27 protein-coding genes and 1 pseudogene are annotated in these 25873 nt (G+C 61.8%); 9 read left to right on the top strand and 19 right to left on the bottom strand.

From position 1 onward, the window contains the following. Positions 1 to 2: 2 nt before the first annotated feature. The 5 genes from B9Z43_RS08205 to B9Z43_RS08185 are packed head-to-tail and all read right to left on the bottom strand — an operon-like array spanning position 3 to position 4608. Positions 3 to 1238 (bottom strand): ABC transporter substrate-binding protein, encoded by a 1236-nt coding sequence (locus B9Z43_RS08205; RefSeq protein WP_158270089.1) that lies wholly within the window; start codon positions 1236 to 1238, stop codon positions 3 to 5. 39 nt (positions 1239 to 1277) lie between these two features. Beyond that, positions 1278 to 2144 carry an ABC transporter ATP-binding protein gene (locus tag B9Z43_RS08200; RefSeq protein ID WP_108324350.1) on the bottom strand — a complete coding sequence of 289 codons (867 nt, stop codon included), beginning with the start codon at positions 2142 to 2144 and terminating at the stop codon, positions 1278 to 1280. 2 nt (positions 2145 to 2146) lie between these two features. Then, positions 2147 to 2938 (bottom strand): ABC transporter permease, encoded by a 792-nt coding sequence (locus tag B9Z43_RS08195; RefSeq protein WP_108324349.1) that lies wholly within the window; start codon positions 2936 to 2938, stop codon positions 2147 to 2149. After that, positions 2935 to 3774: an ABC transporter permease gene (locus tag B9Z43_RS08190; RefSeq protein ID WP_158270088.1), complete on the bottom strand. Its 840-nt coding sequence runs from the start codon at positions 3772 to 3774 to the stop codon at positions 2935 to 2937. Before B9Z43_RS08190 ends, B9Z43_RS08195 begins: the two co-directional genes overlap by 4 nt. 21 nt (positions 3775 to 3795) lie before the next feature. Further along, positions 3796 to 4608, bottom strand: a complete 813-nt coding sequence (locus B9Z43_RS08185) for an SDR family NAD(P)-dependent oxidoreductase (protein WP_108324347.1) — start codon at positions 4606 to 4608, stop codon at positions 3796 to 3798. Positions 4609 to 4789: 181 nt separating this feature from the next. Here B9Z43_RS08185 and B9Z43_RS08180 point away from each other — a divergent pair, with 181 nt between their 5' ends. From B9Z43_RS08180 to B9Z43_RS08165, 4 genes are read left to right on the top strand one after another with little or no spacing between them, the layout of a single operon-like run. After that, positions 4790 to 5713 carry an SMP-30/gluconolactonase/LRE family protein gene (locus tag B9Z43_RS08180; protein WP_233253951.1) on the top strand — a complete coding sequence of 308 codons (924 nt, stop codon included), beginning with the start codon at positions 4790 to 4792 and terminating at the stop codon, positions 5711 to 5713. Positions 5714 to 5738: 25 nt separating this feature from the next. Then, positions 5739 to 6884, top strand: coding sequence for a mandelate racemase/muconate lactonizing enzyme family protein (locus B9Z43_RS08175; RefSeq protein WP_108324346.1), 1146 nt, complete (start codon positions 5739 to 5741; stop codon positions 6882 to 6884). Then, positions 6881 to 7783, top strand: coding sequence for a Rossmann-like and DUF2520 domain-containing protein (locus B9Z43_RS08170; protein ID WP_108324345.1), 903 nt, complete (start codon positions 6881 to 6883; stop codon positions 7781 to 7783). Before B9Z43_RS08175 ends, B9Z43_RS08170 begins: the two co-directional genes overlap by 4 nt. A 24-nt stretch (positions 7784 to 7807) precedes the next feature. Continuing rightward, positions 7808 to 8641 (top strand): CoA ester lyase, encoded by an 834-nt coding sequence (locus B9Z43_RS08165; protein ID WP_108324344.1) that lies wholly within the window; start codon positions 7808 to 7810, stop codon positions 8639 to 8641. Between the two features lie 89 nt (positions 8642 to 8730). Here the strand turns inward: B9Z43_RS08165 and B9Z43_RS08160 are convergent, their stop codons facing one another. After that, positions 8731 to 10164: an aldehyde dehydrogenase family protein gene (locus B9Z43_RS08160; RefSeq protein ID WP_108324343.1), complete on the bottom strand. Its 1434-nt coding sequence runs from the start codon at positions 10162 to 10164 to the stop codon at positions 8731 to 8733. Positions 10165 to 10303: 139 nt separating this feature from the next. Here B9Z43_RS08160 and B9Z43_RS08155 point away from each other — a divergent pair, with 139 nt between their 5' ends. Beyond that, positions 10304 to 11215 carry a LysR family transcriptional regulator gene (locus B9Z43_RS08155; protein WP_108324342.1) on the top strand — a complete coding sequence of 304 codons (912 nt, stop codon included), beginning with the start codon at positions 10304 to 10306 and terminating at the stop codon, positions 11213 to 11215. A 19-nt stretch (positions 11216 to 11234) separates the two neighbouring features. On the opposite strand, the gene B9Z43_RS08150 is transcribed toward B9Z43_RS08155, so the two are convergent. From B9Z43_RS08150 to B9Z43_RS08100, 11 genes are all read right to left on the bottom strand, one after another. Beyond that, a complete protein-coding gene (locus tag B9Z43_RS08150; protein ID WP_108324341.1) occupies positions 11235 to 11861 on the bottom strand; it encodes a glutathione S-transferase family protein in 627 nt (208 codons plus the stop codon). Between the two features lie 24 nt (positions 11862 to 11885). Continuing rightward, positions 11886 to 12305 carry an ester cyclase gene (locus B9Z43_RS08145; RefSeq protein ID WP_108324340.1) on the bottom strand — a complete coding sequence of 140 codons (420 nt, stop codon included), beginning with the start codon at positions 12303 to 12305 and terminating at the stop codon, positions 11886 to 11888. A 36-nt stretch (positions 12306 to 12341) separates the two neighbouring features. After that, positions 12342 to 13265, bottom strand: a complete 924-nt coding sequence (locus tag B9Z43_RS08140; protein ID WP_108324683.1) for a glutathione S-transferase family protein — start codon at positions 13263 to 13265, stop codon at positions 12342 to 12344. 74 nt (positions 13266 to 13339) lie between these two features. After that, on the bottom strand, positions 13340 to 14095 hold the full coding sequence (locus B9Z43_RS08135) for an SDR family NAD(P)-dependent oxidoreductase (RefSeq protein ID WP_199222276.1): 756 nt from the start codon (positions 14093 to 14095) through the stop codon (positions 13340 to 13342). Between the two features lie 42 nt (positions 14096 to 14137). Further along, positions 14138 to 15088 carry a branched-chain amino acid ABC transporter permease gene (locus B9Z43_RS08130; RefSeq protein ID WP_158270087.1) on the bottom strand — a complete coding sequence of 317 codons (951 nt, stop codon included), beginning with the start codon at positions 15086 to 15088 and terminating at the stop codon, positions 14138 to 14140. After that, complete coding sequence (locus B9Z43_RS08125; RefSeq protein ID WP_108324681.1) at positions 15081 to 16010, bottom strand: branched-chain amino acid ABC transporter permease; 930 nt, start codon at positions 16008 to 16010, stop codon at positions 15081 to 15083. Before B9Z43_RS08125 ends, B9Z43_RS08130 begins: the two co-directional genes overlap by 8 nt. After that, positions 16010 to 16744 carry an ABC transporter ATP-binding protein gene (locus B9Z43_RS08120; protein WP_108324337.1) on the bottom strand — a complete coding sequence of 245 codons (735 nt, stop codon included), beginning with the start codon at positions 16742 to 16744 and terminating at the stop codon, positions 16010 to 16012. Before B9Z43_RS08120 ends, B9Z43_RS08125 begins: the two co-directional genes overlap by 1 nt. A 13-nt stretch (positions 16745 to 16757) precedes the next feature. Beyond that, a complete protein-coding gene (locus B9Z43_RS08115) occupies positions 16758 to 17534 on the bottom strand; it encodes an ABC transporter ATP-binding protein (RefSeq protein WP_108324336.1) in 777 nt (258 codons plus the stop codon). Beyond that, the gene (locus tag B9Z43_RS08110; RefSeq protein WP_108324335.1) at positions 17527 to 18465 is read right to left on the bottom strand and encodes a branched-chain amino acid ABC transporter permease; all 939 of its coding nucleotides are present in this window, start codon (positions 18463 to 18465) and stop codon (positions 17527 to 17529) included. The genes B9Z43_RS08115 and B9Z43_RS08110 overlap by 8 nt, the downstream gene beginning before the upstream one ends. Positions 18466 to 18492: 27 nt before the next feature. Beyond that, complete coding sequence (locus B9Z43_RS08105; RefSeq protein WP_108324334.1) at positions 18493 to 19377, bottom strand: branched-chain amino acid ABC transporter permease; 885 nt, start codon at positions 19375 to 19377, stop codon at positions 18493 to 18495. A 22-nt stretch (positions 19378 to 19399) separates the two neighbouring features. Then, the gene (locus tag B9Z43_RS08100; protein ID WP_108324333.1) at positions 19400 to 20599 is read right to left on the bottom strand and encodes an ABC transporter substrate-binding protein; all 1200 of its coding nucleotides are present in this window, start codon (positions 20597 to 20599) and stop codon (positions 19400 to 19402) included. A gap of 180 nt (positions 20600 to 20779) precedes the next feature. Here B9Z43_RS08100 and B9Z43_RS08095 point away from each other — a divergent pair. Beyond that, positions 20780 to 21055, top strand: a pseudogene (locus B9Z43_RS08095) (addiction module antidote protein); the annotation flags it as partial. Between the two features lie 255 nt (positions 21056 to 21310). On the opposite strand, the gene B9Z43_RS08090 reads toward B9Z43_RS08095, so the two are convergent. After that, entirely contained in the window at positions 21311 to 22090 is a 780-nt protein-coding gene (locus B9Z43_RS08090; protein WP_108324679.1) for an enoyl-CoA hydratase, read from the bottom strand. Positions 22091 to 22261: 171 nt separating this feature from the next. Between B9Z43_RS08090 and B9Z43_RS08085 the strand changes: the two genes are divergently transcribed. Genes B9Z43_RS08085 through paaK form a run of 3 tightly spaced genes read left to right on the top strand, consistent with a single transcriptional unit; the run spans position 22262 to position 24824 of the window. Continuing rightward, positions 22262 to 23065: an enoyl-CoA hydratase-related protein gene (locus B9Z43_RS08085; RefSeq protein ID WP_108324331.1), complete on the top strand. Its 804-nt coding sequence runs from the start codon at positions 22262 to 22264 to the stop codon at positions 23063 to 23065. Continuing rightward, a complete protein-coding gene (gene paaI / locus B9Z43_RS08080; protein ID WP_369910099.1) occupies positions 23065 to 23502 on the top strand; it encodes a hydroxyphenylacetyl-CoA thioesterase PaaI in 438 nt (145 codons plus the stop codon). The genes B9Z43_RS08085 and paaI overlap by 1 nt, the downstream gene beginning before the upstream one ends. A 20-nt stretch (positions 23503 to 23522) precedes the next feature. After that, positions 23523 to 24824: a phenylacetate--CoA ligase PaaK gene (gene paaK, locus B9Z43_RS08075; protein WP_108324329.1), complete on the top strand. Its 1302-nt coding sequence runs from the start codon at positions 23523 to 23525 to the stop codon at positions 24822 to 24824. A gap of 63 nt (positions 24825 to 24887) precedes the next feature. On the opposite strand, the gene B9Z43_RS08070 is transcribed toward paaK, so the two are convergent. Continuing rightward, the gene (locus B9Z43_RS08070; RefSeq protein ID WP_108324677.1) at positions 24888 to 25865 is read right to left on the bottom strand and encodes a putative transporter; all 978 of its coding nucleotides are present in this window, start codon (positions 25863 to 25865) and stop codon (positions 24888 to 24890) included. Positions 25866 to 25873 lie beyond the last annotated feature (8 nt).

Genomic DNA, 25873 nt, shown 5'->3' with positions numbered 1-25873 from the left:
TTTCAGCTGCGATCGGACCATTTGTCCATTTCCCAGACCGGGCGGCCGCGCAAATCGGCCACATCGGTACGGGTGAATTCAGAGTTGCCAGGCTTGGCACCCAGACGGTCATAGGCCTGGCGAATCAGCGGGGCAGAACGCGAGAAAGCGTCCTTGATCTGTGACCATTGCAAAGGCTTGTCGATGACCTTGTTGCCGGCCATGAACTTGGAGGTTTCCAGCACAGCGCGTGCATCGTTCTCCGTAGGCCAGGACCAGCCACGCGAGAACAACACATCGTCCTTGACGACTTTGGCGCCTTGCGCGGCGTCTAGCTTCCAGTAGTCCTTGACCAGTTGCGACACCCCGCCCGCATCCATGGCGGTCAGCGCAGCCACCGCTTCTTGCTGTGCCATGAGGAATGCCACCACCACTTGCGGGTGCTGGTCGATCAGGCCATTGCGGCCGATCCAGAACGAGCGATGCAGGTAGTAGCCGTCGGGGAAGAAGGGTGACTTCTTCACGCTGGCCAGCATGTGGCCTGCGCCCTTGCCTGCCGGGCCGTCGTAATGTTCTTCGGTGAAGCCAAACGAGTTGGCAACAGCCACCGTGCCGCTGGCCTGCGCAGCCAGGTAGGCGGGGTAGATGGTGCAGGTGGCATCAACACCGGTAGGCACCGACGCAGCCTGAGCGTGGGTGGGCATGTTGACGAACTTGATCCCGGTGTCCTTGATGTCCTGCACACCGAGCTCGAACATCAGCATCTGGAACAGCGCGCTTTGTGGGTCACCACCCAGCGACACGCCCACGGTTTTGCCACGCAGGTCCTGCAGGTTGCGGATCGGCGAGCCCTTGCGTGTGGTGATCAGAAAACGCAGGTGTCCTTCACCCACGCACAGCAGGCTGATCGGCAAGCCGCTGGAAATGCCGCGCGTGATGGGTGTGTTGCCCCACATGCCGATGTCCAGGTTGTTGCCCACCATGGCTTCCACCATGGGTAAGGCTGTGGGGTATTCGCGCCAGTCGATGGTGAGGTCGTAGCCGAATTCGGCCGCACGCTTTTCCATCAGCTTGTTGTTGATCATGTATTGGCTCATGGGCGAATTGCCAGCAGCCCATGGGATGCGTCCGACGGACACTTTCAGTGCCCGGCGTGCGTTTTGCGCGCGCACAAAGGCGGGTGCCACAGACAGGCCTGCGGCGGCAGCGCTGCCGATGAGCAGGCCACGGCGGGAGGTGGGAAATTGAGGTGCGTTCATGCTTGTCTCCTGTGGTTTTGTCATGGATGGATAGACCACTCAGGCGGTGGCTTCTTCAGTGGGTTTGGCAAGGGATTCGTCACCGCCGATGGCGCGGTAGGCTTCGTCGCGGATGAGTGACCAGATCTGTTCGACCAGCACGCCAAAGCGCGGGTTGGTGCGTGCGGTGCCTGCGCGTGGGCGAGGTAGGTCGATGGTGACCACCTCACGCACGCGGCCAGGGTGGCTGCTCATGACCACAACGCGATCGGCCAGCAGCACGGCTTCTTCGATGTCGTGGGTGATGAAGATGGCGGTTTTGCGTTCGGTGACCGGTGAGGTTTCACCCCAGATGCGCAGCAACTCGGCTTGCAGAATCAGGCGTGTTTGTGCGTCCAGGGCACCCAGCGGTTCGTCGAGCAAAAGGATGTCCGGACCGTTGGCCAGCAGGCGGGCCAGTGCGACACGTTGGCGCATGCCGCCCGAGAGTTGGTGCGGGTATTTGTGTTCTGAGCCGCGCAGGCCCACCAGGTCGATGAAGTGGGCAATGCGCTGGTTGCGTTGCTCTTTGTTGAGGTTTTCGCCTGGTGTGCCGTGACGTAGGCCAAAACCCACGTTGCCTTCTACCGTTTGCCAGGGCATGAGGGCGTAGTCCTGGAACATCACGCCGCGGTCTGCGCCTGGGCCGCGAACGGGGTGTCCGTCTTTTTCGATGACGCCGCCAGAGGGGACGTCCAGGCCAGCAATCATGTTCAGCACCGTTGATTTGCCGCAACCCGAAGGTCCGACGATGCAGATGAATTCACCGGTTTGGATGTCGAGGTTCATCTCGGCCACGGCCAGGGTACGTTGACCGGTGCGCGGCGCAACGAAACTTTTGGTGACACCTGTCAGGCGCAGTTTTGGGGATTGGGCGTTGTCGCTCATGGTTATGGTCTCCAGGGAATCAGGCGCTTTTCAACCAGACGGAACAGCTGGTCGATCAGCAGGGCAACCACACCGACAACCGCCATGCAGACGACGATCGCGTTGAGGTCAATGTTGTAGGCGTAGAAAACGAACATCATCTGGCCAATGCCACCCGAGCCGCCGCCGCCCGACTTGGCGCCGACGGCCAGTTCGGCTGCGATGATGGCGGTCCATGCCACACCCATGGCCAGGCGTGTGCCCAGCAAGATGGATGGCAGCGCACCCGGCAGCACCACCCGTGTGAGGATGGTCCAGCGCGAGATGCCCATGGTGTGTGCGGCCAGCACGAGCTTGCGGTCTACACGGCTGACGCCGTGCACGGTGTTGATCAACACAGGAAAGAAGGAGGCATAGGCGACGATGGCCAGTGCCGTTGGCGTGCCGGTACCCAACCACAGGATGGCAATCGGCAAGATGGCCATGGGGGCAATCGGGCGGAAGCTCTCGATGATCGGGTCCAGGTTCTCGCGCACAGCAGGGCTGGAGCCCATCAACAGACCCAGTGCAATGCCCAGCACCGATGCGACCGCGAAACCCAGCACCACACGGCCGAGGCTTTGTAGCGTGGCCGACAGCAAGGAGCCCGCACCCAGCATGTCACCCAGGGTTTGCAGCACTTTCAGAGGAGCTGGCGCAGGGCTGCCTGCGGGCAGGGTGCTGGCCCAGATATGCCACACCACGATCAGCAACACCGGCAAGGTGAGGTTGCGCACCAGCACCGATGTGCGGTTGTCGAATGTCATGTTTTTCATGATGAGGCTCCTGTGCCTTCGGCCCAGGGGGTCAGTCGGCGTTGCAGCCGACGCAGACCCAAATCGCACACATAACCGACCACACCAATCGCCAAAATGAAGGCAAAGACCTTGGGGGTCATCAGCATTTGTCGGTACCACTCGATGGCAAAGCCCAAGCCGCTGGGCGAGCCGATCAATTCAGCGGCCACAATCGCCGCCCAGCTGGCAGCAAAGGCCAGTCGGATGCCCACCATCACCGTAGGCAGTGCCGATGGAACCAGTACATGCACCAGCAAAGGCCAGCGCCCAACGCCCATGGTGCGCGCCGCGGCCAGTAACCGTGCATCGGTTTGCCGCACACCGGCGACCGTGTTGAGCAAGATGGGGAACAAGCCGACGTAGAACATGATGAACACCGGAAGCAAGTCGCCCACCCCGAAGATGAACAGCGCCAAAGGCAACCACGCGATGCCTGAAATTGGACGCAGCATTTCGACCAGTGGGTCGATGTACTGCTCGGCATGTTGTGAAAGCCCCATCAGAAAGCCCAGGGGCACGGCCACCGCGATCGACAGCGAGAGCGCCAGCAGCATGCGCAAGGTGCTGACCGACGCGTGCTCGGCGATCTCGCCTTCACGCAACAAACTCCACAAGGCTTCAAGCACTTTGAGGGGCGAGGGCAGTTGCAGCGGGTTGCCGTTCCACCAATGGAGCAGCCACCACAACAGGAAAAAAACGGTAAAGGACCGCAGTGAAACCCACAGCGTGCGGTAAGTCAACAACAGACCAGGGCCTTTGGCCACCTTGGCTGGTGCTGTGCTTGCAGGCACAAAGGGCCGTGGCGATATCGTCATGACGACTCCCATGTTTGTCTTTCAGCGGGTGACGGCCAGGAAGCCACCATCCACGTAAAGGGTTTGACCGTTGATGTAGGCTCCCGCGCCAGATGCCAGCAAGAGCGCTGCACCGCAGAGGTCTTCAGGCTGGCCCCAGCGGCGAGCTGGTGCCCAACCCGAGACAAATGCATTGAATTCCACATCTTTGGCTTGGCTGAACTCGGTTTGCGTGTAGCCGGGCGCCAGCGCATTGACGGTCACGCCAGTGCCAGCCAGGTCGGCGGCCATGGCGCGGGTCAGTGCCGAGACACCGCCTTTGGCCACCACGTAGGGCACCAGGTTCGGGCGTGCCACATGGTTCATGATCGAGCTCAGATGCACGATGCGGCCACTGCCCTGGGCCACCATCAGCTTGGCGGCGTACTGGGCCATCAGAAAACAGGCAGTCAGATCGGTGTCGATCACCTTTTGCCATTCGTCTCGCTTGAGCTGCAGGAACGGCGTGCGCACGATGACGCCGGCGTTGTTGATCAGCACATCCAGGCGACCGTGGCGTTCGATGACTTGTGCAAAGGCCTGAGCAATCTCGTTTTCATTGGTCACGTCAAAAGCCAGGGAATTCACGTCCATGCCACTCTCTCGCCATTGCGCAGCCAGTTCATGGATACGGGGGTGCAGATCGCAGACCACCAGCTTGGCACCTGCCGCTGCAAAGCCGCGAGCCAGTGCGCCACCAATGCCACCGGCAGCGCCAGTGATCAAGACCACCTGGTCTTGCAAAGAGAAAAGTTGTTGTGGTGCCAAGCCCGCGAACGGGTTCGGGGCGGCAGCCACCTGAGGGGAAGCGGTCATGTTTGTCTCATCCTTGTCGTGTCAGTGGGATGGATGCTAGGCGTCGCTTGGCTTGACCGGAATTGGAACTTGGGCAATGCACACTTCACACAAACGCAAGACCCGGCATTGCGTTTGTGTGAAGGCCCGTTTGCCGCAAATTTGATTCCCCGATGGGCGTTGGCCTCCTAGCATCGACCGCATGAACCACATCACGGCCTCACCCATGCTAGACACCCCGCACGCCTTGCAGCGTGTGGGCACACAGACCGATATCCTGGGCGAATGCCCGCTTTGGGACGACACCGCGCAGTGCCTGTACTGGGTGGACATCCGCCTGCCGGCCATCCGCCGCCTGTGCCATGCCACGGGCGAGGTGAACACCTGGCCCATGCCCGAGCTGGTCGGCTCCATCGCGCTGGTGGATGACGGGCGCTTGCTGGTGGCCTTGCCCAGTCAGATCGCCTTGTTTGATCCGGCCAACGGTGCGCTCAGTGTGTTTGTGCCGAGCTTGCCGATGCCTGAGGGGCATCGGTTCAACGATGGCCGTTGCGATGCGCGTGGTCGTTTTTGGGTTGGCAGCATGCACAACATCACACGTGCCCCCGAAGGGACGCTGTTTTGCTTGGAGGGCGCTGGGCCCTTGAAGGCCGTGCGGCACGGCATCTGCATTCCCAACAGTCTGGCCTTCAGCCCCAGTGGGGACACCTTGTATTTCGCCGACTCATTGCATTACCGCATCTATGCACACCCCTATGCGCCCGAGACCGGACTTATGGGCGAGGCGCAGGTGTTTGCCGAAAGCGCGCCACCGGCCTTTCCCGATGGTTCAGCGGTGGATGCAGAAGGCTTTGTCTGGAACGCCGAGTTCAACGGCGGGCGTCTGTTGCGTTATGCGCCCGACGGCAGCCTCGACCGCGTCATGGCTTTGCCGGTCGATCGCCCGACTTGCTGCGCATTCGGTGGGCCTGATTTGGACATCCTCTACATCACCAGCACCTCTCAGAACATGAGCGAGGCCGAGCGTCTGGCCCACCCGATGGCGGGTGCCTTGATGGCAATTCACCCCGGTGTGCGCGGTTTGCCCGAACCTCGTTTTGCCCTCAATGGCCCTCGCAGCGAATAAACCTTTTCACCGAAAGAACCTGACCATGACATCTCTGTCTTTTACCTTGACTTCGATCGAGGCCTTTTGCATCCGTGTGCCCGTCAAAATGCCCATCAAGGTGGCTTTTGGCACCTTCCGTGACCGACCCATGGTGTTGCTGCGCGTCGTTGACACAGAGGGTGTCGAAGGCTGGGGCGAAGCCTGGGCCAACTGGCCAGCCAGCGGTGCCGAACACCGTGCACGTTTGGCCATCGATCTGGGTGAGCGCGTGGTGGGCAGGCGCTTTGAATCGCCCGAAGCCATGTTCCAGCAGCTGAGCCGTGAGCTGGAAGTGCTGGTGCTGCAAACCCTGGAGGTCGGCCCGATCGCACAGGTGATCGCGGGCCTGGACATCGCCTGCTGGGATCTGGTGGCGCGGCGTGCTGCCAAGCCCTTGCACCAAATGCTCAGTGACCGCGAGGTCAGCCGTGTGCCGGTTTATGTCACCGGCATCAACCCTGACCAACCCGAAGTTTTTGCCGCAGCGCGTCAGGCCGAAGGCTTTAAAGCCTTCAAGCTCAAGACCGGCTTTGGACACGACAAGGACGTGCACAATCTGCAGGCCATGCGAGAGGTGCTGGGCCTTGATGCCGTACTGACCTGTGACTCCAACCAGAATCTGGACTTGCCGTCTGCAGTGGCCTTTGCGCAGGCGATTGCGCCTTTGAATCTGAGCTGGTTCGAGGAGCCGTTGCGGGTGGATGCGCCCGAGGCCGACTGGCAAGCGCTGGCCCGCGCCAGCAGCACGCCGCTGGCGGGGGGTGAAAATTTCCACGGCCTGCAATTCGATCAGGCGCTGGCCAGCCCTGTCTTGCAGGTGATTCAGCCCGACATCACCAAGTGGGGTGGCATCAGCGGCAACGCTTCTGTAGCGCGCCGTGCGGTGGCTGCAGGCAAGCGGTACTGCCCGCATTATTTTGGTGGCGGCATTTCGCTGTTGGCCTCGTTGCAGGTGCTGGCGGCGGTGGGTGGCGAAGGCTTGCTGGAATTCGATGCCCATCCGAATCTGGGGCGAGAGGCCGTTGTAGGCGATTTATTGCCGGTGCAAGACGGCAGTGTCCCCGTGCCTACAGGACCCGGCTTGGGTGCGGTACCCGATCTGGCCCGATTGGTGGGCCACCAAACCTGGACTGGAAGGATTCAAGCATGAACACCCATCAAACCGTGTTGACTTTGCCAACCGATGTCGCTGGTGTGCGCATTGGCTTCATTGGTGCCGGCCGTCTGGGCCAGGCGCTGGCCTGGAGTCTGGCCCATACGGGTTTGAAGGTGGTGGCGGTCAGCAGCATGCTCGAAGAACATGCCCGTGCGCTGGCCGCCCCCATCGCGGCGTGTGTGTGCATGTCACCTCAGGCGGTGGTGGACGCCTGTGATCTGGTGTTTGTGACCACGCCTGACAGTGTCATTGGTGCCACTTGCGACAGTTTGACCTGGCATTCGGGGCAGGCCGTGGTGCACTGCAGTGGCGTGACCGACGTGGGCGTGTTGACGCATGCGCTGACACAAGGTGCCAGCATTGGCGGTTTTCACCCAATGCAGACCTTTGGCGATCCCCATGCGGCTGCGCAATCATTGCCCGGCTGCACCATCACGGTCGAGGCCGGGCAAGCTGAGTTGATGCAACTCTTGCTGGCGTTGGTCGAGCGACTGCATTGCGTGCCCAACCGCTTGCCCGCGGGCATGCGCGGGCGTTACCACGCCGCAGCCGGTTACACCTCACAGTTCATCAATGCACTGTTTGATCAAGCCGTCCGCTTGTGGCAAACCTGGGGTGCCACCGAGGAAGAAGCCTTGCGTGCGTTGCTACCGTTGGCGCATGGCACGCTCAGCGCCATTCAGACTGCCGGTGTGGCATGTGGCATGCCGGGTCCGGTTTCGCGTGGCGATCTGTCGTCCATCGACAAGCATCTGAGCGCGATCACACCGATGGGCCCCGAGATGCTCGACTTTTACAGAACCTTGTGCTCGGTTACGGTGCCATTGGCCCGTCAGGCGGGAGGCATCGACGAGGTGCAGGCGCAAAAATTCATCGATTTGCTCAAGGCTTGACGCCACTGTTTCATCACTTTATTCATGACGCATTTCTCATCTCTCGATTCCGCCCGTTCCTTCTTGTTTGTGCCGGGCAACCGGCCAGAGCGTTTCCTCAAAGCCATCGACAGCGGTGCCGACGTCGTGATCGTCGACCTCGAAGACAGCGTGCCTTTGCAGGGCAAGGATGCCGCCCGCTCAGGCGTATGCCAGGCATTGCCAATGTTGCCTACCAGTGCCTGCTTGGTGGTGCGCATCAACAGCCCCGAGACAAGCATTGGTTTGCAGGATGTGCAAGCGCTGGCCGCTTGTCCTCAGTTGGCGGGCTTGATGGTGCCCAAGTGCGAATCTGCCCAAACGCTGCAGACCGTGTCCACACGGTTGCCGGGTCTGTCCTTGTTGCCGATCATCGAAAGCGCGGCCGGTTATCTGGCCTTGCCGCAGATCGCTTTGTCCCCCAACGTGTCGCGCCTGGTGGTGGGCCACATTGACTTTCTGGCCGACACCGGCATGGTCTGCTCGCACGACCAGCGCGAACTGGATGCACTGCGTTTTCAGGTGGCCATGTGCACCCGCGCAGGCCAGTTGGCGCCGGCCGTGGACGGTGTGACCGTTTCGGTGGACGATGAAGCTGCGCTGCGCGCCGATACCGAGCGTGCGGTGCGTTTTGGCATGGGTGGCAAATTGTGCATCCATCCCCGTCAGGTGCCGGGTGTGCATGCGGCGTTCAGGCCCTTGGCCGCCGAGCAAGACTGGGCGCAGCGTGTGCTCGCCGCCATGACCGCTTCGGAGGGCTCGGCGGTGCAGCTCGATGGCAAGATGATCGATACCCCTGTTTTGCTGCAGGCGCAGCGAATTCTTTCGCGTGTGCGCTGATCTTGCGCTGAAAGAATTCGGGGCCTGTGACACGTCATCACTGATGGCGTCACAGGCCCCTTTGGGGACCTGAGGGCGGACCTTGTTTTCTATCCGTGGTAATGCACCAAAGTCTTGGTGGTGCTGACTTCTTCCAGGGCGAGGAAGCCTTTTTCACGGCCGTGGCCGCTGCGCTTGGTGCCACCAAAAGGCAACTCCACACCGCCGCCAGCGCCATAGCAGTTCATGAAGACCTGACCCGCTTTCACCGACTTGGCCACGCGGTGCAAACGCCCTGCGTTTTCAGTCCACACAGCGGCCAGCAGGCCGTATTCGGTGCCGTTGGCCAGCGCGATCGCATCGGCTTCGTCTTCGAAAGGCATGGCGGCCAGCACAGGGCCGAACACTTCTTCGCAGGCCAGTGCGGCGGTGCGTGGCACGGGGCCAAACAGGGTGGGTTTGACAAAGTGGCCGGTGGTGGGAGCATCGGCCGCGATCTGGCCTTCGGCCAGCACCGGGATACCTTGCTCGCGTGCCTGGTCGATGTAGCGCTGCACGCGTTTGTGTTGGGCTGGGTTCATGACCGGACCGCAGTCCAGGTCCATTTCGGGCGTGCCCACGCGCACCTTGGCAAAGGCTTCGGCCACGCGCTTGACAAACGTGTCGTAGATCGAGCGCTGCACCAGCAGGCGGCTGCCGGCGGTGCAGGTCTGGCCTGCGTTTTGCACGATGGCGCGCACGATGATGGGCACAGCACGCTCGACGTCCACATCGTCAAACACGATCTGGGGCGATTTACCGCCCAGTTCCAGAACGCATTTGACAGCGTTCTTGGCAGCGGCTTGCTGGATCAGGGTGCCGACTTCGTTGGAGCCGGTGAAGGAGATGAAGTCAATGCCAGGATGGCCTGACAAAGCGGCGCCCACTTCTTCGCCCAGACCGGTCACGATGTTGAGCGCGCCGGCGGGCAAGCCAGCTTCCAAAGCCAGTTCTGCAAAGCGAAGGGCGGACAGGCTGGTGTCTTCGGCAGGCTTGAGCACGGTGCCGTTGCCCATGGCCAACGCGGGGGCCACGGTACGACCCAGCATTTGCGCGGGGTAGTTCCAGGGAATGATGTGTGCTGTCACGCCCAGCGGCTCGCGCAGCAGACTGACCTGATGGCCGTTGAGGAAGGGGATGGTCTCGCCGTGCAGCTTGTCGGCGCCACCAGCATAAAACTCGAAGTAGCGTGCCAGCACTTTGATGTCGTTGCGTGCGGTGCTCAGTGGCTTGCCGGTGTCTTTGGCTTCGATCTGTGCCAGCTCTTCTTCGTGGTCGAGAACTTTTTGAGCAATGCGCATCATGATGCGGCCACGCTCCATGGCATTGAGCTGACCCCAGGGGCCCGTCAGCGAGGCGCGCGCGGCCTGCACGGCGCGATCGACATCGTGCGCTGTGCCTCGAGGAATCTCGTCAAACGCCTGGCCATTGCTGGGCGATACAACACTCAGGGTGCGACCATCGCTGGCACCGACCCATTGGTCTCCAATCAACATGTTTTTCATAAGTTTTCCTGGTTGGTTCAGATCAATACACGATGGGCTGACTATAGGCAGCGTTGTACGTCAGGGGAATTGGAAAGTGGGCAACGGCGCGTTGCGTCCTCTGCAAGTCAAAGTCGAGCCAAATCGATAGAATCCTTTCATGCTCCCAGACATTGACTCACTGGCGCTGTTCGTCAAGGCGGCCGATTTGCGCAATCTGACGCGTGCTGCCGAGGCCTGCTTCATCACGGTGCCTGCGGCCAGTCGCCGCCTGTCGCTTCTGGAGCACCAGTTCAAAGTCCAGTTGTTCGAGCGCCATTCGCGCGGCTTGCAGCTCACGCCTGCAGGCGAGCACCTGCTCAAGCATGCGCGTGAGGTCATCGCTGACGTCATTCACATGCGCGCCGAGATGCTCAACTACGCATCGGGACGCAATGCGGTGTTACGCATCTTGGGCAACACCTCGGCCATGGCCCAGTTCCTGCCATCGGACGTAGCGCAGTTCCAGAACCTGCACGAGAACGTGCGCATCGTGCTCGAGGAATCCTGGAGCGATGAGGTGGTTCGCCGCGTGCGCTCGGGCGAGGCCGATCTGGGCGTGGTGGTGATTGGTGGCGACACGCAGGGGCTGTGGTGTCAGCCATACCGCAGTGATCAATTGGCCGCCGTCTTGCGCAAGGATGACCCGCTGGATGGCCAGGCCGTGCAGTTTGCGGACTTGATCGAGCGTGACCTGGTGGGACTGGAGGCGGGCAGCACCTTGACCCGCTTGCTGACCTCGCAAGCCGAAGTGTTGATGCGTCCCATGGCCTTGCGGGTGCAGGTGCGCAGTTTTGAAGCGGTGTGCCGTGCTGTGCAAGCGCAGCTGGGCATTGGCATCTTGCCGCTGGCCGCAGCGCGCAGTCTGGCGCACGCCATGCAGCTCAAGGTCTTGCCGCTGTCAGACGGCTGGGCGTTGCGCGGCATGCAAATTTGTATGCGCAGTCGCCCGGCACAGCAAACGCCGCTGGGCCAGTTGGCCCAGCACCTGCAGGCCATTGCGGCCGCAGACGACGCCCAGCCGCCCGGTTGAGCAGCAGGGCGGCGAGGCTTCAACGGGGCAAGGTCTGTGCGAAGGATGCCCGTTCGCGCAGAGCTTGCGACAAGGCCTTGAGCGCCGGGGTGGCCGGCAGCCAAGGCTGGTCGCCGTAGCGAAATTGCTGGTAGTCAAACAGCACCACGGCACAGATAGCGTCCAGGCCGGGTGCTTTCTGAGCGACATTGGCACCTGACATTTCAGCCGCCACGGCTTCCAGGCGTTGCATGCCCTCGACCATGGTGCGGCGACGCCGCAGACCCACGGGTGTTTCGTCAAACAACACGGGTGCCGTGACTTTGCGCGTGATGATGGTGTGTACCGACGCTTCGATGGCACCCAGTGCGATGCCTGCACGCGAGAGCACGCCTGCGATACGCTGTGGGTCAGCACCCAGCAAGCTGGGCCATTGTGGCGCTGGGCGTGTGGCTTCAAGCCATTGCACGATCAACAGACTTTCGGTCAGTGGGATGCCGTTGTCCAGCACCAGGGTGGGCACGCGTGTGGCAGCGTTTGCCTCGCGCAGACGTACATCGTCGGCCCAGGGGTCAACCAAGATGGGTTCAAGCTCCAGGCCTTTTTCGATCATCGCGATGCGGGCGATGCGCACAAAAGGGGAGGTGGTGTTGGCCAGTAATTGCATGAGTATCTCCAAAATAGGACCAAATTACTGCGGCAAAGCGCCCAGTTGTTTGAGCATGCCCAGGTTGTCGAGCAAGGCCCAGTGTTCGACCAGCACGTCGTCCTTGAACTGGAACAGATCGAGCACGTCGATGTCGATCTTCTGGCCGGTGGCGGCCATGTCGCCGAACGCACCGGTGTGTGTGCCTTGTACTTTCAGCCGCACCAGCACCTTGTCGCCTTCGGCCACAAAGTCCAGCAGCGGCAGCGTCATGTCGGGGAAGGCGGGCAGCAGAGCGTCGTGCAACTCGGCTACGCCCTTGGGGCCTCGCACTTCAAAAGGCAGGCCAGGGTCGTGGCGCACAAATTCGGGCGCGATATGGCGCGCCATCCAGGCGGTGTCGCGGGCCAGAAAGGCTTTGAAATAATCGCGGCACAGTTGCTTGTTGCTGTCTTGAATGCTCATGCTCGTCTCCTGATTGAATGCAATGAAGGGGTGAGATCAAATCGCCTCGAGCGTGTAGCCCAGGCGAGGAAAATGGATGTGCAGATCACCTGCCCGCTCATCGCGGCGGTGAATCACGACTTCAAAAGCATCGGCTGCCACCAGCGTGCCTGTCACCGGCACGCGGGCGTTGTCGTCAGGGGTCACACGCACGGCCGTGCCGGCTTGCAGGCCGCCGGGATCGCCGTTGGGGTTCAGGTGCGTGACGGGCGCTGGCGTGGCTTTGGAGGCGACTTCGAAAGCCTCTTCGGGGCTCATGGGGGTGGACTGACCGTGGCCAAACGCCAGGATGCGGTCGTACCAACTCAGGATCGGGGCCAGCCCCAAGAGCTTGTCCACATCGGGCGGACAGTTTTTGCGTAACAGGAAAATCGTCTGCCAGCAGGCCAGGTCAGCGGCGCTGGGCGCATCGCCAAACAGGAAGCGTCGTCCGGCCAGCGCTTGCGCCAGCCAGGCGATTTGCGCGCGCACGAATTGCGCATGTTCCTGAAACTGCGGTGCCATGGCGGCCTGCGAGATGTCGATGCCCAGATAGCCTTCCTTGCGGTCCTTGATGAATTCGGTCGGAATGTGTTCGCCGATGTAATGCACGAGCACGCCGATGGTCGGAACCCACATCTGACGCTCCCAAGCAAAGCCCAAGCCTTGGACCAGACCTTCGCAGCCTGCTGGCTGTAGGCTGGGGCTCACTGGCAGACGGTCCAGCGCGGCCAAAATCACATGCGTGTCGCAATAGATGTCAGCGCCCAGTTGCAGCACCGGTGCACGGCGGTAGCCGCCTGTCAGCGGCGTGAGCCAGGGGCGTGGCGGCATGCCGGGGATGTCCACCGAACGCCAGGCTAGCTGCTTGAGGCCCAGCGCGGTGCGGATCTTCTCGGAAAAAGTCGAAAACTCGTAGTGGTGCAGGATGATGTTTTGCATGTTTGTCTCTTTGGTCTGAATGGTGTTCATGCGGTGTTGCATTCAAAGTTGTGACTTTGAATGCAAAGGGGGCATCAGTACATGATGTGACCGCCGTCGACCACGATGGTCTGCCCGGACACGAAGGTGGACAGGTCCGACAGCAGGTACATGGCGGTGCCCACCAGGTCGTCGGGGCGCTGCTCGCGAGCGATCGCGCGAGCCTTGAGGAAGCTTTGTTGCCACTCGATGGGACGGTTCTTGGTGGCGTCGGTCAGCACAAAGCCCGGGGCGATCACGTTCACACGTACGTTGCTGGCACCACACTCCTTGGCCAGACCTTTGGTCATGGACAGCACGGCACCTTTGGAGGCCACGTAGTGCAGGTAGCCAGGTTGTCCGGCCACAGCCACCACTGAGGCGATGTTGACGATGGTGCCGCTGTTTTGTGCGCGCATGGCGGGCATCACCGCCTTGCAGCAGTTCCACACGCCCTTGACGTTGACCTGGAAGATGCGGTCCCAGATCATGGGATCGATTTCCTCGAAGGGGGTGAGTTTGACTTCGCGGAAATAGGCGGCGTTGTTGATCAGGCCGTCGATGCGGCCAAAGCGTGCCACAGCGGCAGCGGCCATGGCGTCCACGGAGGCTTGGTCGGCCACATCGACCTTCACGGCCAGGGCCTTGCCGCCTGCTGCTTCGACCGCGGCCACGGTTTCGGCAGCGACGTTCATATCCGCCACGACCACGTTGGCGCCTTGGCTGGCGCATTGCACAGCAAAAGCCTGGCCGATGCCGGTGGCAGCACCGGTGACGATGATGGTGCGTTGGTCAAGAAGAGGGGTGTGCATCATGCAAGTTCCTTGGAGAGGTGTCAGAAAAAAGAGACCGTTTCAGGATTGGTCTGCCATGGCTGTGGAAACTGTGTGGTGCCGGCTTTGCCATGCCGATCTCAAGCGGCAGACCAGTGTTTCGTCCAGCAGGCCGCGTGGACGCCAGCGCAGGAAGACGGCGACCAGGGTGCCAAACAGCACCATGCGCCAACCTTCAAACCAGCGGGTGGCTTCGAGCAGGCCCAGGTCCAACGCTGCGCCCAGCAAAGGCCCCAGCGGTGTGGCCAGGCCGCCCAGCATCGAATAGCCCACGGCATGGATGCCCAGCATGGGGTCAAACAGCGCTGGTTCGATGTAGGTCAGTTGGTGGGCATACAGGCCACCTGCAAAAGCGGCCACAGCGCCCGCCAGCGCGGTGGCCAAAAGCCGCAGTCGGTGTACGGGCAGACCTTGGCTGGCGGCCAGAGTTTCATCGTGGCCGACCATCTTCATGGCCAGTCCCAGGCGGGTGCGCGAGAGGGCCACCAAGGCCAGCACCACGGCGATCAACACCGCGCTGGCCCACATCAGGTAGTCGAACTGGCTGATCTGGTGGTCAAACAGCCAGCGGATGTCGCGAAAACCGTGCACGCCGTCAGGGCCGACTGGTGTACCTGAGGGGCCCGGCACCTGATACTGCCAGCCCGACAGGCTCAGGCGGAACAGTTCGGCCACGGCCAGAGAAGCGACGGCGTAATGCAGTCCTGGCAAACGCAGCAGGGGCCATGACATCAGGGCCGCTGCGATCGCGCCGCCCAAGGTGGCGGCCAGCAAGGCGATATCCAGCGGCCATTGGCCCACCGTAGTCAGCAAGGCGGTGCAATAGCCGCCGATGCCGAAGTACGCTTGTTGGCCCAGCGAGATGCGGCCCACGCGCAGCACCAACCAGGCCGACAAGGCCACCAGGCACAGCACGATCATCTGGATGGCCAGCCCGATGCCGGGCTCGCTGGCGCACAAGGCGTCACGCATGCAGGCCTCCCGCAGGTGCCCAGGAAGTCTTGCGGGCAGACCTGAGCAGCAGGGCGAGCAACAAAAGGCCCCAAGTGGCTGCATCACGGCCCAGTGGACCGAACAGGGCCTGCGCATGGGCTTCTGCCACGCCCAGCAAGGCGGCACTCCACAACAAACCGCGCAAATTGCCCAGGCCACCGATCATGGCGGCGGCCAGTCCTTTCATGAGCATCCACATGCCAAACATGGGGGTGACTTGTCCTTCCAGGGCGAGCACGGCGCAAGCGGCCACGCCCGACAGGCCGCTGGCCAGCACAAAGCCCCACCGTTGCAGCTGGGGCACGCGCAGACCGCTGAGGTGGGCAGCCAGCGGGTGGTCTGCCGCAGCACGCAGGGCCAGGCCCGTGCGGTTGGTGTGTATCCAGCGGGCCACCCACATTACCAGGCCCGCTGCGGCGATGCACATCACCAGGCGATCGGGGCGCAGACCCAGCGGGCCCAGTGACCATTCGTGGGTGGAGGCGATATCCGGAAAAGGGTTGAGGTGGCGCGGCAGCAGGTTCACACACAACTGTTCGAGCTGCATCCAGACGGCAAAGCTGGACGCCAGTGCCACCACTTCACGCGAATCGGCACCACTGACCACTGAGCTGGCGCGCTGGACTGAGCCGGTGGCCCGGTCAGTATCCGGAAAGCACAGCCACTGCACATACAGCCCGGCCAGCGCAGTGGCCAGCACCACGCAGGGCAGCACCGCCCAGACGGGCCAGTCCAGCCGCACATGCAGCCATGAGCCCGCATAGGCCCCCAACATGGCGCTGGCACCATAAGCCAGATTCACCCGGTGCAACAGGCCGAAACCCAGCGTCAGGCCCAGGCCGACGAGGGCATACGGTCCTGCCTCCAGCAAGCCGTCAAGCGTGCGTTGGAGGAAGTCCATCAGGCCTCGGTGGCTTCAGGTTTGCGCTCGGCACCGGCCAGGTAGGCGCGCTGGATCACATCGTCTTCAGCCAGCTCGGTGGGCGTTCCCGAGAAAGTCACGCGACCTTGCTGCAGCAGGAAGAAGTGCTGTGCCACCTTGAGCGCCATGTGCACGTTCTGCTCGACCAGGAAGATGCTGGTGCCTTCGGCGTGCAGTTGGCGCACGATGCCAAAGATCTCCGCCACCACCTTGGGTGCCAGACCGACCGAGGGCTCGTCCATCAGCAACAGGCGTGGACGCGACATGAGTGCACGGGCCAGTGCCAGCATCTGCTGCTCGCCACCCGACAGGGTGCCGGCCAGTTGGTCGATGCGTTCGCGCAGGCGCGGGAAGCGTTCGAGCTGGTGTTCGATGTCGCTGGCAATCGCCGCGCGGTCCTTGCGGCGGTAGGCACCGGCCATCAGATTTTCACGCACGCTGAGCGCGGGAAACACCAAGCGGTTTTCAGGCACCAGTGCCAGGCCGCGGTCCACGATCTGCGCTGGGGAAAGACCCAGCAGGCTTTCACCTTCAAAGGTGATGCTGCCGTGTGTGGGTTGCAAGATGCCCGCAAGCGTCATCATCAGCGTGGTCTTGCCGGCGCCGTTGGGGCCCAGCAGACAGGTCACTTCGCCGGCCTTGGCCGACAGGCTCACATTGCGCAGCGCTTCGATCTTGCCGTAGGCGCAGGCCAGTTCACGTATTTCGAGCATGGCACTTGTCTCCTCAGGCCGCGAGTGCGGCGTTCATCAGTTCGTCGTTATCGTCGGCGCCCAGGTAGGCGGCGCGCACTTGCGGGTCGTTCTGCACTTCTTGCGGTGCACCTTCGGCGATCTTGCGGCCGAAGTTCAGGACCACCACGCGGTCGCACACGCCCATGACCAGCTCCATGTGGTGTTCGATCAGCACCACCGTGCGGCCCTGGTCGCGCAGGGCACGTATGCGCTGGTCCAAGTCTTCGATTTCAGATGCGTTCATGCCAGCGGCCGGTTCGTCCAGCAGCAAGAGCGGCGCGCCCGACACCGCCGCGCGGGCCAGCTCCAGGCGGCGCTGTTCGCCAAAGGCCAGGTTCCCGGCCAGCACATCGCGCTTGCCCTGCAAGCCGCTGAATTCGAGGATTTGCTCGGCCTGTTCACGGCCTTGGTTGGATCCTGCGAGCCAGCGAGCCTTGAAGCCGTCCCAGCCGCTGCTGCGTTCAACGCGTGCGGCCCAGAGGTTCTGCCACACGCTCAGTTGCGAGAACAGGCGGATGTTCTGGAAGGTGCGGGCAATCCCACGCTGGGCACGCAGGTGGGTGGGCAGGGCCGAGATGTCTTCGCCCTGAAACATGACGCTGCCGCCCGATGGCGTGTACAGGCCCGAGATCAGGTTCACGGTGGTACTTTTGCCTGAACCGTTGGGACCGATCAGGCCCAGGATTTCACCCTGGCGCACCTGCATGTCCAGGCCGTCCACGGCTTTGACGCCGCCAAAGTGGCGGGACACATGGCGAAGTTCAAGCATGGCGGGTCCTTTCGGCAGAGATCATGAGGTCAGTGGTCGATGCCGCAGCGTGACGCTTGAACGAGGGCCAGCGCAATGGCGCACCCAGCACGCCACCGGGGCGCACCAGCATCACCAGCAGGATCAGCGCGCCAAACAGCAGGCTGCGCCAGTCGCCCAAAAAGCGCAGGCCTTCGACCAGCACGCCCTGAATGAACACCACAGCCACCAGCGTGCCCGCCAGGCTTTTGAGACCGCCCAGGATGGGGTAGGCGATGGCAAAGGTGGCCAGCAAGATGGTGAAGTTGCCGTGCTCGATGTGGGTGGTGTTGTGGCTGAACAGGCCACCTGCCAGACCTGCGATGGCCCCGCCGATGCCAAAGGCCGAAACCTTGGCCGCCGTCAGGTTGATGCCCGCGCTTTGGGCGGCCACTTCATCCTCACCCACGGCGCGCCACAGCGTGCCGATGCGGGTGCGGTCCAGCGACCACAACAGCAGCATCACGAGTGCCACCAGGCCCCAGATCAACAGCAACACCTGCACGCTACTCCAGGCATTGGCCTGAAAGTAACGGATGCCACCAAAGCCCAGACCACCGTCCGGACCGATCAGGCCCTGCGGTGTCTTCACCTTCCACGAGAGGTTGAAAAACACCAGGCGCACGATTTCGGCAAAGGCGGTGGTGGCCACCACCAGCATCAGGCCCTTGACGCGCAGCGCGGGGAACCCCACTGCCACCGCCACAGCGCCTGCCAGCAAGGCAGCGACCAGCAAGGCCCAGCCCAGTGGCCAGCCGAACATGGTGGTCAGCATGCCCGCGCCATAAGCGCCAATGGCAAAGAAACCACCCTGGGCCAGGCTGACCTGACCCGTGTGCAGCACGCACCAAGCCGACAGGCCCAGCAGTGAATGCACGCCAATGACTTGCAACAAGCCGAGGTAAAAATCCATGATTCGAATTCCGGATGAGGGTCTGGTTCAGTCGCGACCGCCGGGTGCCGCAAACAGGCCACCGGGACGGAACACCAAGAAGGCGAACAGCATGAGCATCACGTAGATGTCGCGCTCGCTGACGCCGCGCAAAAATTGAAAGAGGTTTTCCACACCACCCACCACCAGGCCCGCGATGATGGCACCGGGGATGCTGCCCAGGCCACCGATGACGGTGACCACCAGACCCTTGATGGTCATGGGCAGTGTCAACAGGGGCGAGAGCACACCAATCGCTGCGCCAGTCATGGCGCCAGCCGTGCCACCCAGAAAGCCCGCGATGATGAAGGTCGTGGCGTTGGTGGTGGACACACTCATGCCGCACAGGCGCGCAGCCACTGACTGCTGCGCCACGGCACGCGTGGCCAGGCCCAAACGGGTTTTCTCCAGCATGAGCTTGAGGCCCACCATCGCGGCGCAACCCAGTCCGAAGACGAACAGCAAGTCGCCGCGCACCATGAAGGGTCCCACATCGAACACCACACCGGCAAACAGCGAGGGGTAGTTTTGCGGCATGCCCGCGGTGGCGTGCACGATGGCTTCTTCGAGCAGAAGCAACATGCCCACGGTGGACATCAGTGTGGCCAGCGGCTGGTTCAGCGGCAGGAAGCGAAAGCACACCAGGTACACCAACGCACCAAGCACACCGCCCAGCAGGGCGGCGCTCAGGTACACCAGGGGTGTGGGTGCAATCTGGACGACCAGCAGGCTGAGGTAGGCCGCGCCGATGGAGGCGGCGGCATAAGACAGGTTGATCTTGTGCATCACGCCAAAGATGAGCGTGAAGCCGATGCCAATCAGCGCATAGGTCGTTCCAAACATCACGCCGTCAAACACGGACTGCACAAGGTCCAGCAGGTCGATCCAGGTCATTGTCTTCTCCTGTCAGGCGCAATCAGTTGGGCTTGTGGGCCACGGCCCATTCGCCCTTTTTGGCCTGCACGAACAGGAAAGGCTTGATGGCTTCACGGTCATCCATGCGACCGATCTTGCCCAGCAGGCCGTTGGTTTCCTTCATGCCGGCGAGGGCTTCGCGGATCTTGTTGCGATCAGCCTGGGCGGTGTCGGGCTTGGCCATGATCTTGGCTTTTTCGATCAGGTCCTTCAGCGTGAAGATGTTTTCCCAGGCGGCGGCGTTGTGCAGGTCCATGTTGGCACCGGCTGTCTGGACGGCTTTGGCCGCTTGACGCGCCTGGTCTGTCACGGGTGCAAAGCTGGTCGGGATGACCAGGCCTTCGGCTTGAGCAGCGCAGCCTTGCAGGGTTTCCAGGCTGGAGGAGCTGGTCAGGCCCACCAGCATTTTGGGCTTGACGTTTTGGCGCTGCATTTCCTTGAGCGCGCCGCAGGTGGTGAAGGGGTGGGCCGAGATCATAACCAGGTCGGCTTCGCCACGGCGCATTTCACGCACTTGGGTGGAGAAGCTGGTGTCAGCCAGCAGCCATTCGCTTTGGCCTTTGACTTCAAAGCCAGCCTTGGTCGCGAAGTCTTTCATCACGTTGAATGTGGCGTTGCTGTGTGCAAAGTCTTTTTCGACACCGCCCCAGATGGTTTTGACTTCCGGACGTGTGGCTTTGATCCACTCGAACAGGCTTTTGTACATGGCCGCTTCGCTGGGCACGTTGCGGAAAGACCATTGCGACATCGAGGCCAGACCGCCTTTGGCGGCCACGTCGGTGTAGATCGGGAACTGAAGACCCGAGTCGCTGGCGTCGCCCACTTTCTTTTGCAGGATGCCGAACACCGGTTCAGCCACGTTGCTGCAAGTGGGGCCGACCGCCACGAAGGCATCGGGTTGTGCGGCGATGCGACGCAGAGCGTTGATGCCTTCTTCGGCGTTGCAACGGTCGTCCAGGTATTCGATGGCCAGCTTGCCTTTGGCGCCGTCGCCCAGCGTCACGCCACCCGCTTTGTTGATCTGCTCTGCAGCGGCCTTCATGGCCGCTTCGCTGTTAAGACCAAAGATGCGCACCACGCCGCTCTTGGCGCCGAAAGCGTAGATTTTGACTTCGCGGGTCTGGGCTTGAGCGGCGCTGCTGATGAGCGCTGCGACTATAGGCACGAGGGAAAGTGCACGGCGGATGGAACGGGATGTCATCGGTTTGTCTCCAGGTTATGTGATGGAGGCGTACTGTGCTGGAGCGCTCATGGCTGCGCAATTTCAAAAACGTTCACGCTGTGTTGCCGCCGCCGCAACAGCTGACGAATTCAGAAAAAACATCCGGCTGGGCATTCTGGATGTATCGCGATACCTCATCGTTTTCGAGCAACTTAGTGAGATAGCGCAGAACACCTCAAAACCGAAGAGGACATGGCGCTTTATCTGGAGGCATGCCTGCAAGAGGCGGGGGATGAGGCGGCCTTTATTGCCAAGGCTCTAGGCACCATTGCCCGAGCCAAGGGCATGTCACAACTTTCACGCGATACGGGGCTGGGCAGGGAAAGCCTCTACAAGGCGTTGTCAGGGGAGGGCAACCCCAGCTTTGCCACCATCTTGCAAGTCACGGCTGCGCTGGGAATCAAGCTCCACGCACAGCCGTTGCATGTGGGCTAAGTGCGGTAGTTGTGGATTTGGGTTCAATTCCAGTGAACGGATTTGAAGCTGAGTAGGTACAGTTCGTTGATGTAAGTCTGATCTATCGGTTGGCTAAGACACTACCGCGCATTAACGCCCTAGTACTCTCTGGCACGCATGAGTGCCAATAGAAAGTTCCTGAGTGGTGAGCCATTCACCACCAAGTACAAAACCCCAACTCCAAGGAGTTGGGGTTTTTTGCTTTGGGGCCCTGGTGTTCAGGGCCCTCACGCATCAGCCGTTCACAAAGTTCGGTGCGCGCTTGTTCAGGAAGGCGTCCATGCCTTCTTTCTGGTCGGCGGTGGCAAACAGGCTGTGGAACATGCGGCGCTCGAACATCACGCCATCGCTCAAGCCGCTTTCAAAGGCGCGGTTCACGCTCTCTTTGGCGGCCATCACCGACAGCTGGCCGTAGCCGCAGATCATCAGGGCGGCGCCCAAGGCTTCGTCCATCAACTTGTCCAGCGGCACCACGCGGCTGACCAGACCACCGCGCTCGGCCTCGGCGGCGTCCATCATGCGGCCAGTCAGCACCAGGTCCATCGCTTTGGATTTGCCCATGGCGCGGGGCAGGCGCTGCGTGCCGCCTGCGCCGGGGATGATGCCGATCTTGATTTCAGGCTGGCCAAATTTGGCGTTGTCAGCGGCGATGATGAAGTCGCACATCATGGCCAGCTCGCAGCCGCCACCCAAGGCAAAACCGGCCACGGCGGCGATCACGGGCTTGCGGATCGAGCGGATGGTTTCCCAGTTGCGGGTGATGAAGTCCTGTTTGTAGACCTCGTGGAAGTTGTACTTGGCCATGGCCGAGATGTCGGCGCCAGCGGCAAAGGCTTTTTCGCTGCCGGTGACGATGATGCAGCCGATCGCTTCGTCGGCGTCAAAGGCCTTGAGCGCGGCACCCAGCTCGTCCATGAGCGGGCCGTTCAGGGCGTTGAGTGCCTTGGGGCGGTTGAGGGTGATGATGCCGACTTGGCCGCCTTCGGTGCGGACTTCGATGTTTTCGTAGCTCAAGGACTTCTCCAAAAGGGATGTGAATTGCAAAGGCCACTATAACCAAGGCAGCTGCCGCCAGTCTGTCAAACCGGGCGCAGCGCAGCACCAGCCAAGTCGACTCACTAGGGGAAAACATTAACCAACCGCTCGGTCGGTTAATGGTAAATTCGCAGGTTAAGGAGAAATTCCATGACCGAATCCGTGATCCCGTCGGTGTTGTACGAAGTGCGAGGCGCAGTGGCGCTGGTCACCCTCAATCGCCCGCAAGCCCTCAACAGTTTCACCCGCGAAATGCACCAGACCCTGTGGACCGCGCTGGACCAGGCCGAAGCCAATCCGGCTGTGCGCGCCTTGGTATTGACCGGTGCGGGTCGCGGCTTTTGCGCCGGTCTGGATTTGTCCGAACTCGATTTCACCCCTGGCCCCGGCTTGCTCGAGCGCGCCGACCCCGGTCCGGTCATCCACGATGCTTTCAACCCGACCACGCGCCGCCTGCAGTCGCTGCGCATGCCTGTCATTTGTGCGGTCAACGGCGTGGCCGCTGGCGCGGGTGCATCGGTGGCCATGGCCTGCGACATCGCGATTGCCGCACCTGCGGCCAGTTTTGTGCAGGCCTTCAGCAAGATTGGTTTGATCCCTGATGCGGGTGGCAGCTGGCTGCTGGTCGAGCGCCTGGGCCTGCCCCGCGCCATGGCGCTGGCCATGACGGGTGACAAGCTGAGCGCCGACAAGGCCAAGGAGTGGGGCTTGATCTGGGATGTGGCCGAGGACTGTGTGGCCGCTGCGCTGGCGCTGGCCGACAAACTGGCCGTGATGCCGACCAAGGCGCTGGTCGCCACCCGCCACTTGCTGCGCGACGCGGGCACACGCTCGCTGGACGCGCACCTGAATGTCGAGCGTGACACGCAATCGGCACTGGGCAAAACGCACGACTACATGGAGGGCGTGAACGCCTTCTTGCAAAAACGCGCACCGCAATTCAAAGGCGAATGATGAGCACGCTGGACCCCCAAACCCTCGCTCGCCAAGTGGGCGAAACCATGTTCGCCGTGGACGTGGCCTCCAAAGACACCATGGGCATGCAGCTGCTGGCCTGCGAGCCGGGCCGCGCCGTGATCCGCATGGAAGTCAAAGCGTTGCACCTGAACGGCCACCAAATTTGCCACGGCGGCTTCATCTTCACGCTGGCCGATTCGACCTTTGCCTTTGCCTGCAACAGCTACAACAAGAACGCGGTGGCTGCGGGCTGCAGCATCGAATTTTTGAAGCCCGGCAAGTTGGGCGATGTGCTGACCTGCGAAGGCATCGAGCAGACCCTGAGCGGCCGCCATGGCATTTACGACATGAAGGTCACGAACCAAAACGGCGAAGTGATCGCCATGTTCCGTGGCAAGAGCGCGCAGATCCCGGGCACCGTGGTGCCGGAATGAATTGAATCTTTGGAGTTTTCATGAGCCAAAAAGCCTTCCCCTTAGAGCCGATTGAAAAGGCCAGCATCGACGAGCTGCGCAGCCTGCAGCTCAAGCGCCTGCAGCAAACCTTGCAGCACGCTTATGCTAACTCGCCGGTGTACCGCGCCAAGTTTGATGCAGCAGGCGTGCACCCCGACGACTGCAAGAGCCTGGCCGACATCGCCAAGTTCCCCTTCACCACCAAGTCAGACCTGCGCGACAGCTACCCCTTTGGCATGTTTGCCGTGCCGCGTGAAAACTGCGCCCGCATCCACGCCTCCAGCGGCACCACCGGCAAGCCCACGGTGGTGGGCTATACGCTCAAGGACATCGACACCTGGTCCACCGTGGTGGCCCGCAGCATCCGGGCAGGCGGTGCCCAACCCGGCGACATGGTGCACATCAGCTACGGTTACGGCCTGTTCACGGGCGGCATGGGCGCGCACTACGGTGCAGAAAAACTGGGCCTCACCGTGGTGCCTTTTGGCGGCGGTCAGACCGAGCGCCAGGTGCAGCTGATCCAGGATTTCCAATCCAACATCATCATGGTCACGCCCAGCTACATGCTGGCCATTGCCGACGAGTTTGAGCGCCAAGGCATCGACCCCAAGAGCAGCTCGCTGCGCATCGGCATCTTCGGCGCTGAGCCTTGGACCAACGACATGCGCGCCGCCATCGAAAAACGCATGGCGATTGACGCGGTGGACATTTATGGCTTGTCCGAAGTCATGGGCCCGGGCGTGGCCAGCGAGTGCATCGAAACCAAAGATGGTCCGACCATCTGGGAAGACCATTTCTACCCCGAGATCATCAACCCCGAAACCGGCGAGCCCGTGGCCGACGGCGAGATGGGCGAGCTGGTGTTCACCAGCCTCACCAAAGAAGCGCTGCCCATCATCCGCTACCGCACGCGCGACCTGACGCGCCTGTTGCCCGGCACGGCCCGCACCATGCGCCGCATGGAAAAGATCACCGGCCGCAGCGACGACATGATGATCATCCGTGGCGTGAACGTGTTCCCCAGCCAGATCGAAGAGCTGATCTTGAAGCGCGCCGAACTGGCACCGCACTACCAGTGCGTGTTGACCCGTGAAGGTCCGATGGACGATTTGAAAGTCGTCATCGAGACCAAGCCCGGTGTGTCACCCGAGAGCATCGAAGCCCGTGCTGCTGCCAAGATGCTGCAGCACGAAATCAAGGTCTACATTGGCTCCAGCGTGGCGATCGAGCTCAAGGCCGAAGGCGGCGTGGAGCGCAGCCAGGGCAAGGCCAAACGCGTGGTGGATTTGCGCGGCAAGTGAAGCGTACCCGTCAGGGCAGGGCTCCAAGAAAAACCCCGACCGGCCCAGTCGGTCGGGGTTTTTTCATGGGCTGTCTTGCAGCGTTTTTTCAAACGCCCGCAAGCGCTTGAACACCGACACCAGTTCCACAATGCTGGACCAGCTGCGCACCAGGTACTGGAAGGACTCTTGCACTTGCGAAAACGCACGGGCAATCTGCTCCATCACACCCAACGTGAAAGCGCCCGCCACGATGCTGGGCGCCAGCGCGATGTAGGGCACCAGCACGCCCGCTTGCAGGTAGCTCCACTTGGCGGCATCGAAATACATGTAGTGAAAGTACATGCGAAAGTGGTTGGTGCGCACGGCGGTGAACAAGGCCTTGAGTGTGGGCGGCGCGGCGCGCAGTGGGTCGTCTTCGCCGATCACCAGTTCCTTGCGGTAAGCCGCTTCCACGCGTTGGTTGGCGTATTCCAGACCGGGCAATTTGCCGCCCACGCCGGCCAACAGCACGGTGCCCAAAATCGCGAACAGCAAAGCCACATAGACCAGCGAATGTGGCACCGGGCCGATCCAGGGCAAAGCCGTGACTTTCTCGGACAGTGTCCACAAGATGGGCAGAAAGGCCATCAAGGTCAGCAGGCTGTCCATCAGGCCCAGGCCCAGTGTTTCCATCAGGCGTGCAAAGCGCATGGTGTCTTCTTGGACGCGCTGTGAGGCGCCTTCGATCTGGCGCAGCCGTGACCAATGCGCCACATAAAAGTCGTTCATGGCGGTGCGCCAGCGGAACACGAAGTGCTTGGCGAAAAACTCTTGCAGCACGGCCACCAGCACAAAAATGCCAGCGATCTGGAAGAAGCTCAGCAGCAAGCCCAGATAGCTCGCTTCGGTGATGGAGCCGGGTTGGCTCAGGGCCTTTTGCACCGAGTCGTAGAACGCCCCAAACCAGTCGTTGATCTGCACGCTCAGTTGCACCTTGTACCAGGTGCCCAGCAAGATCAAGGCGCTGCCCAACCAGGCCCAGACCCACCAGCGTTTGTGGCCAAAAAATGCACGGAACATCGAGATGC

The sequence above is a fragment of the Limnohabitans sp. MMS-10A-192 genome, assembly GCF_003063335.1.
Taxonomy (GTDB): Bacteria; Pseudomonadota; Gammaproteobacteria; order Burkholderiales; family Burkholderiaceae_C; genus Limnohabitans_A.
The sequence above is the reverse complement of the archived record's forward strand: the minus strand, read 5'-3'. Positions and strand labels throughout refer to the sequence as shown.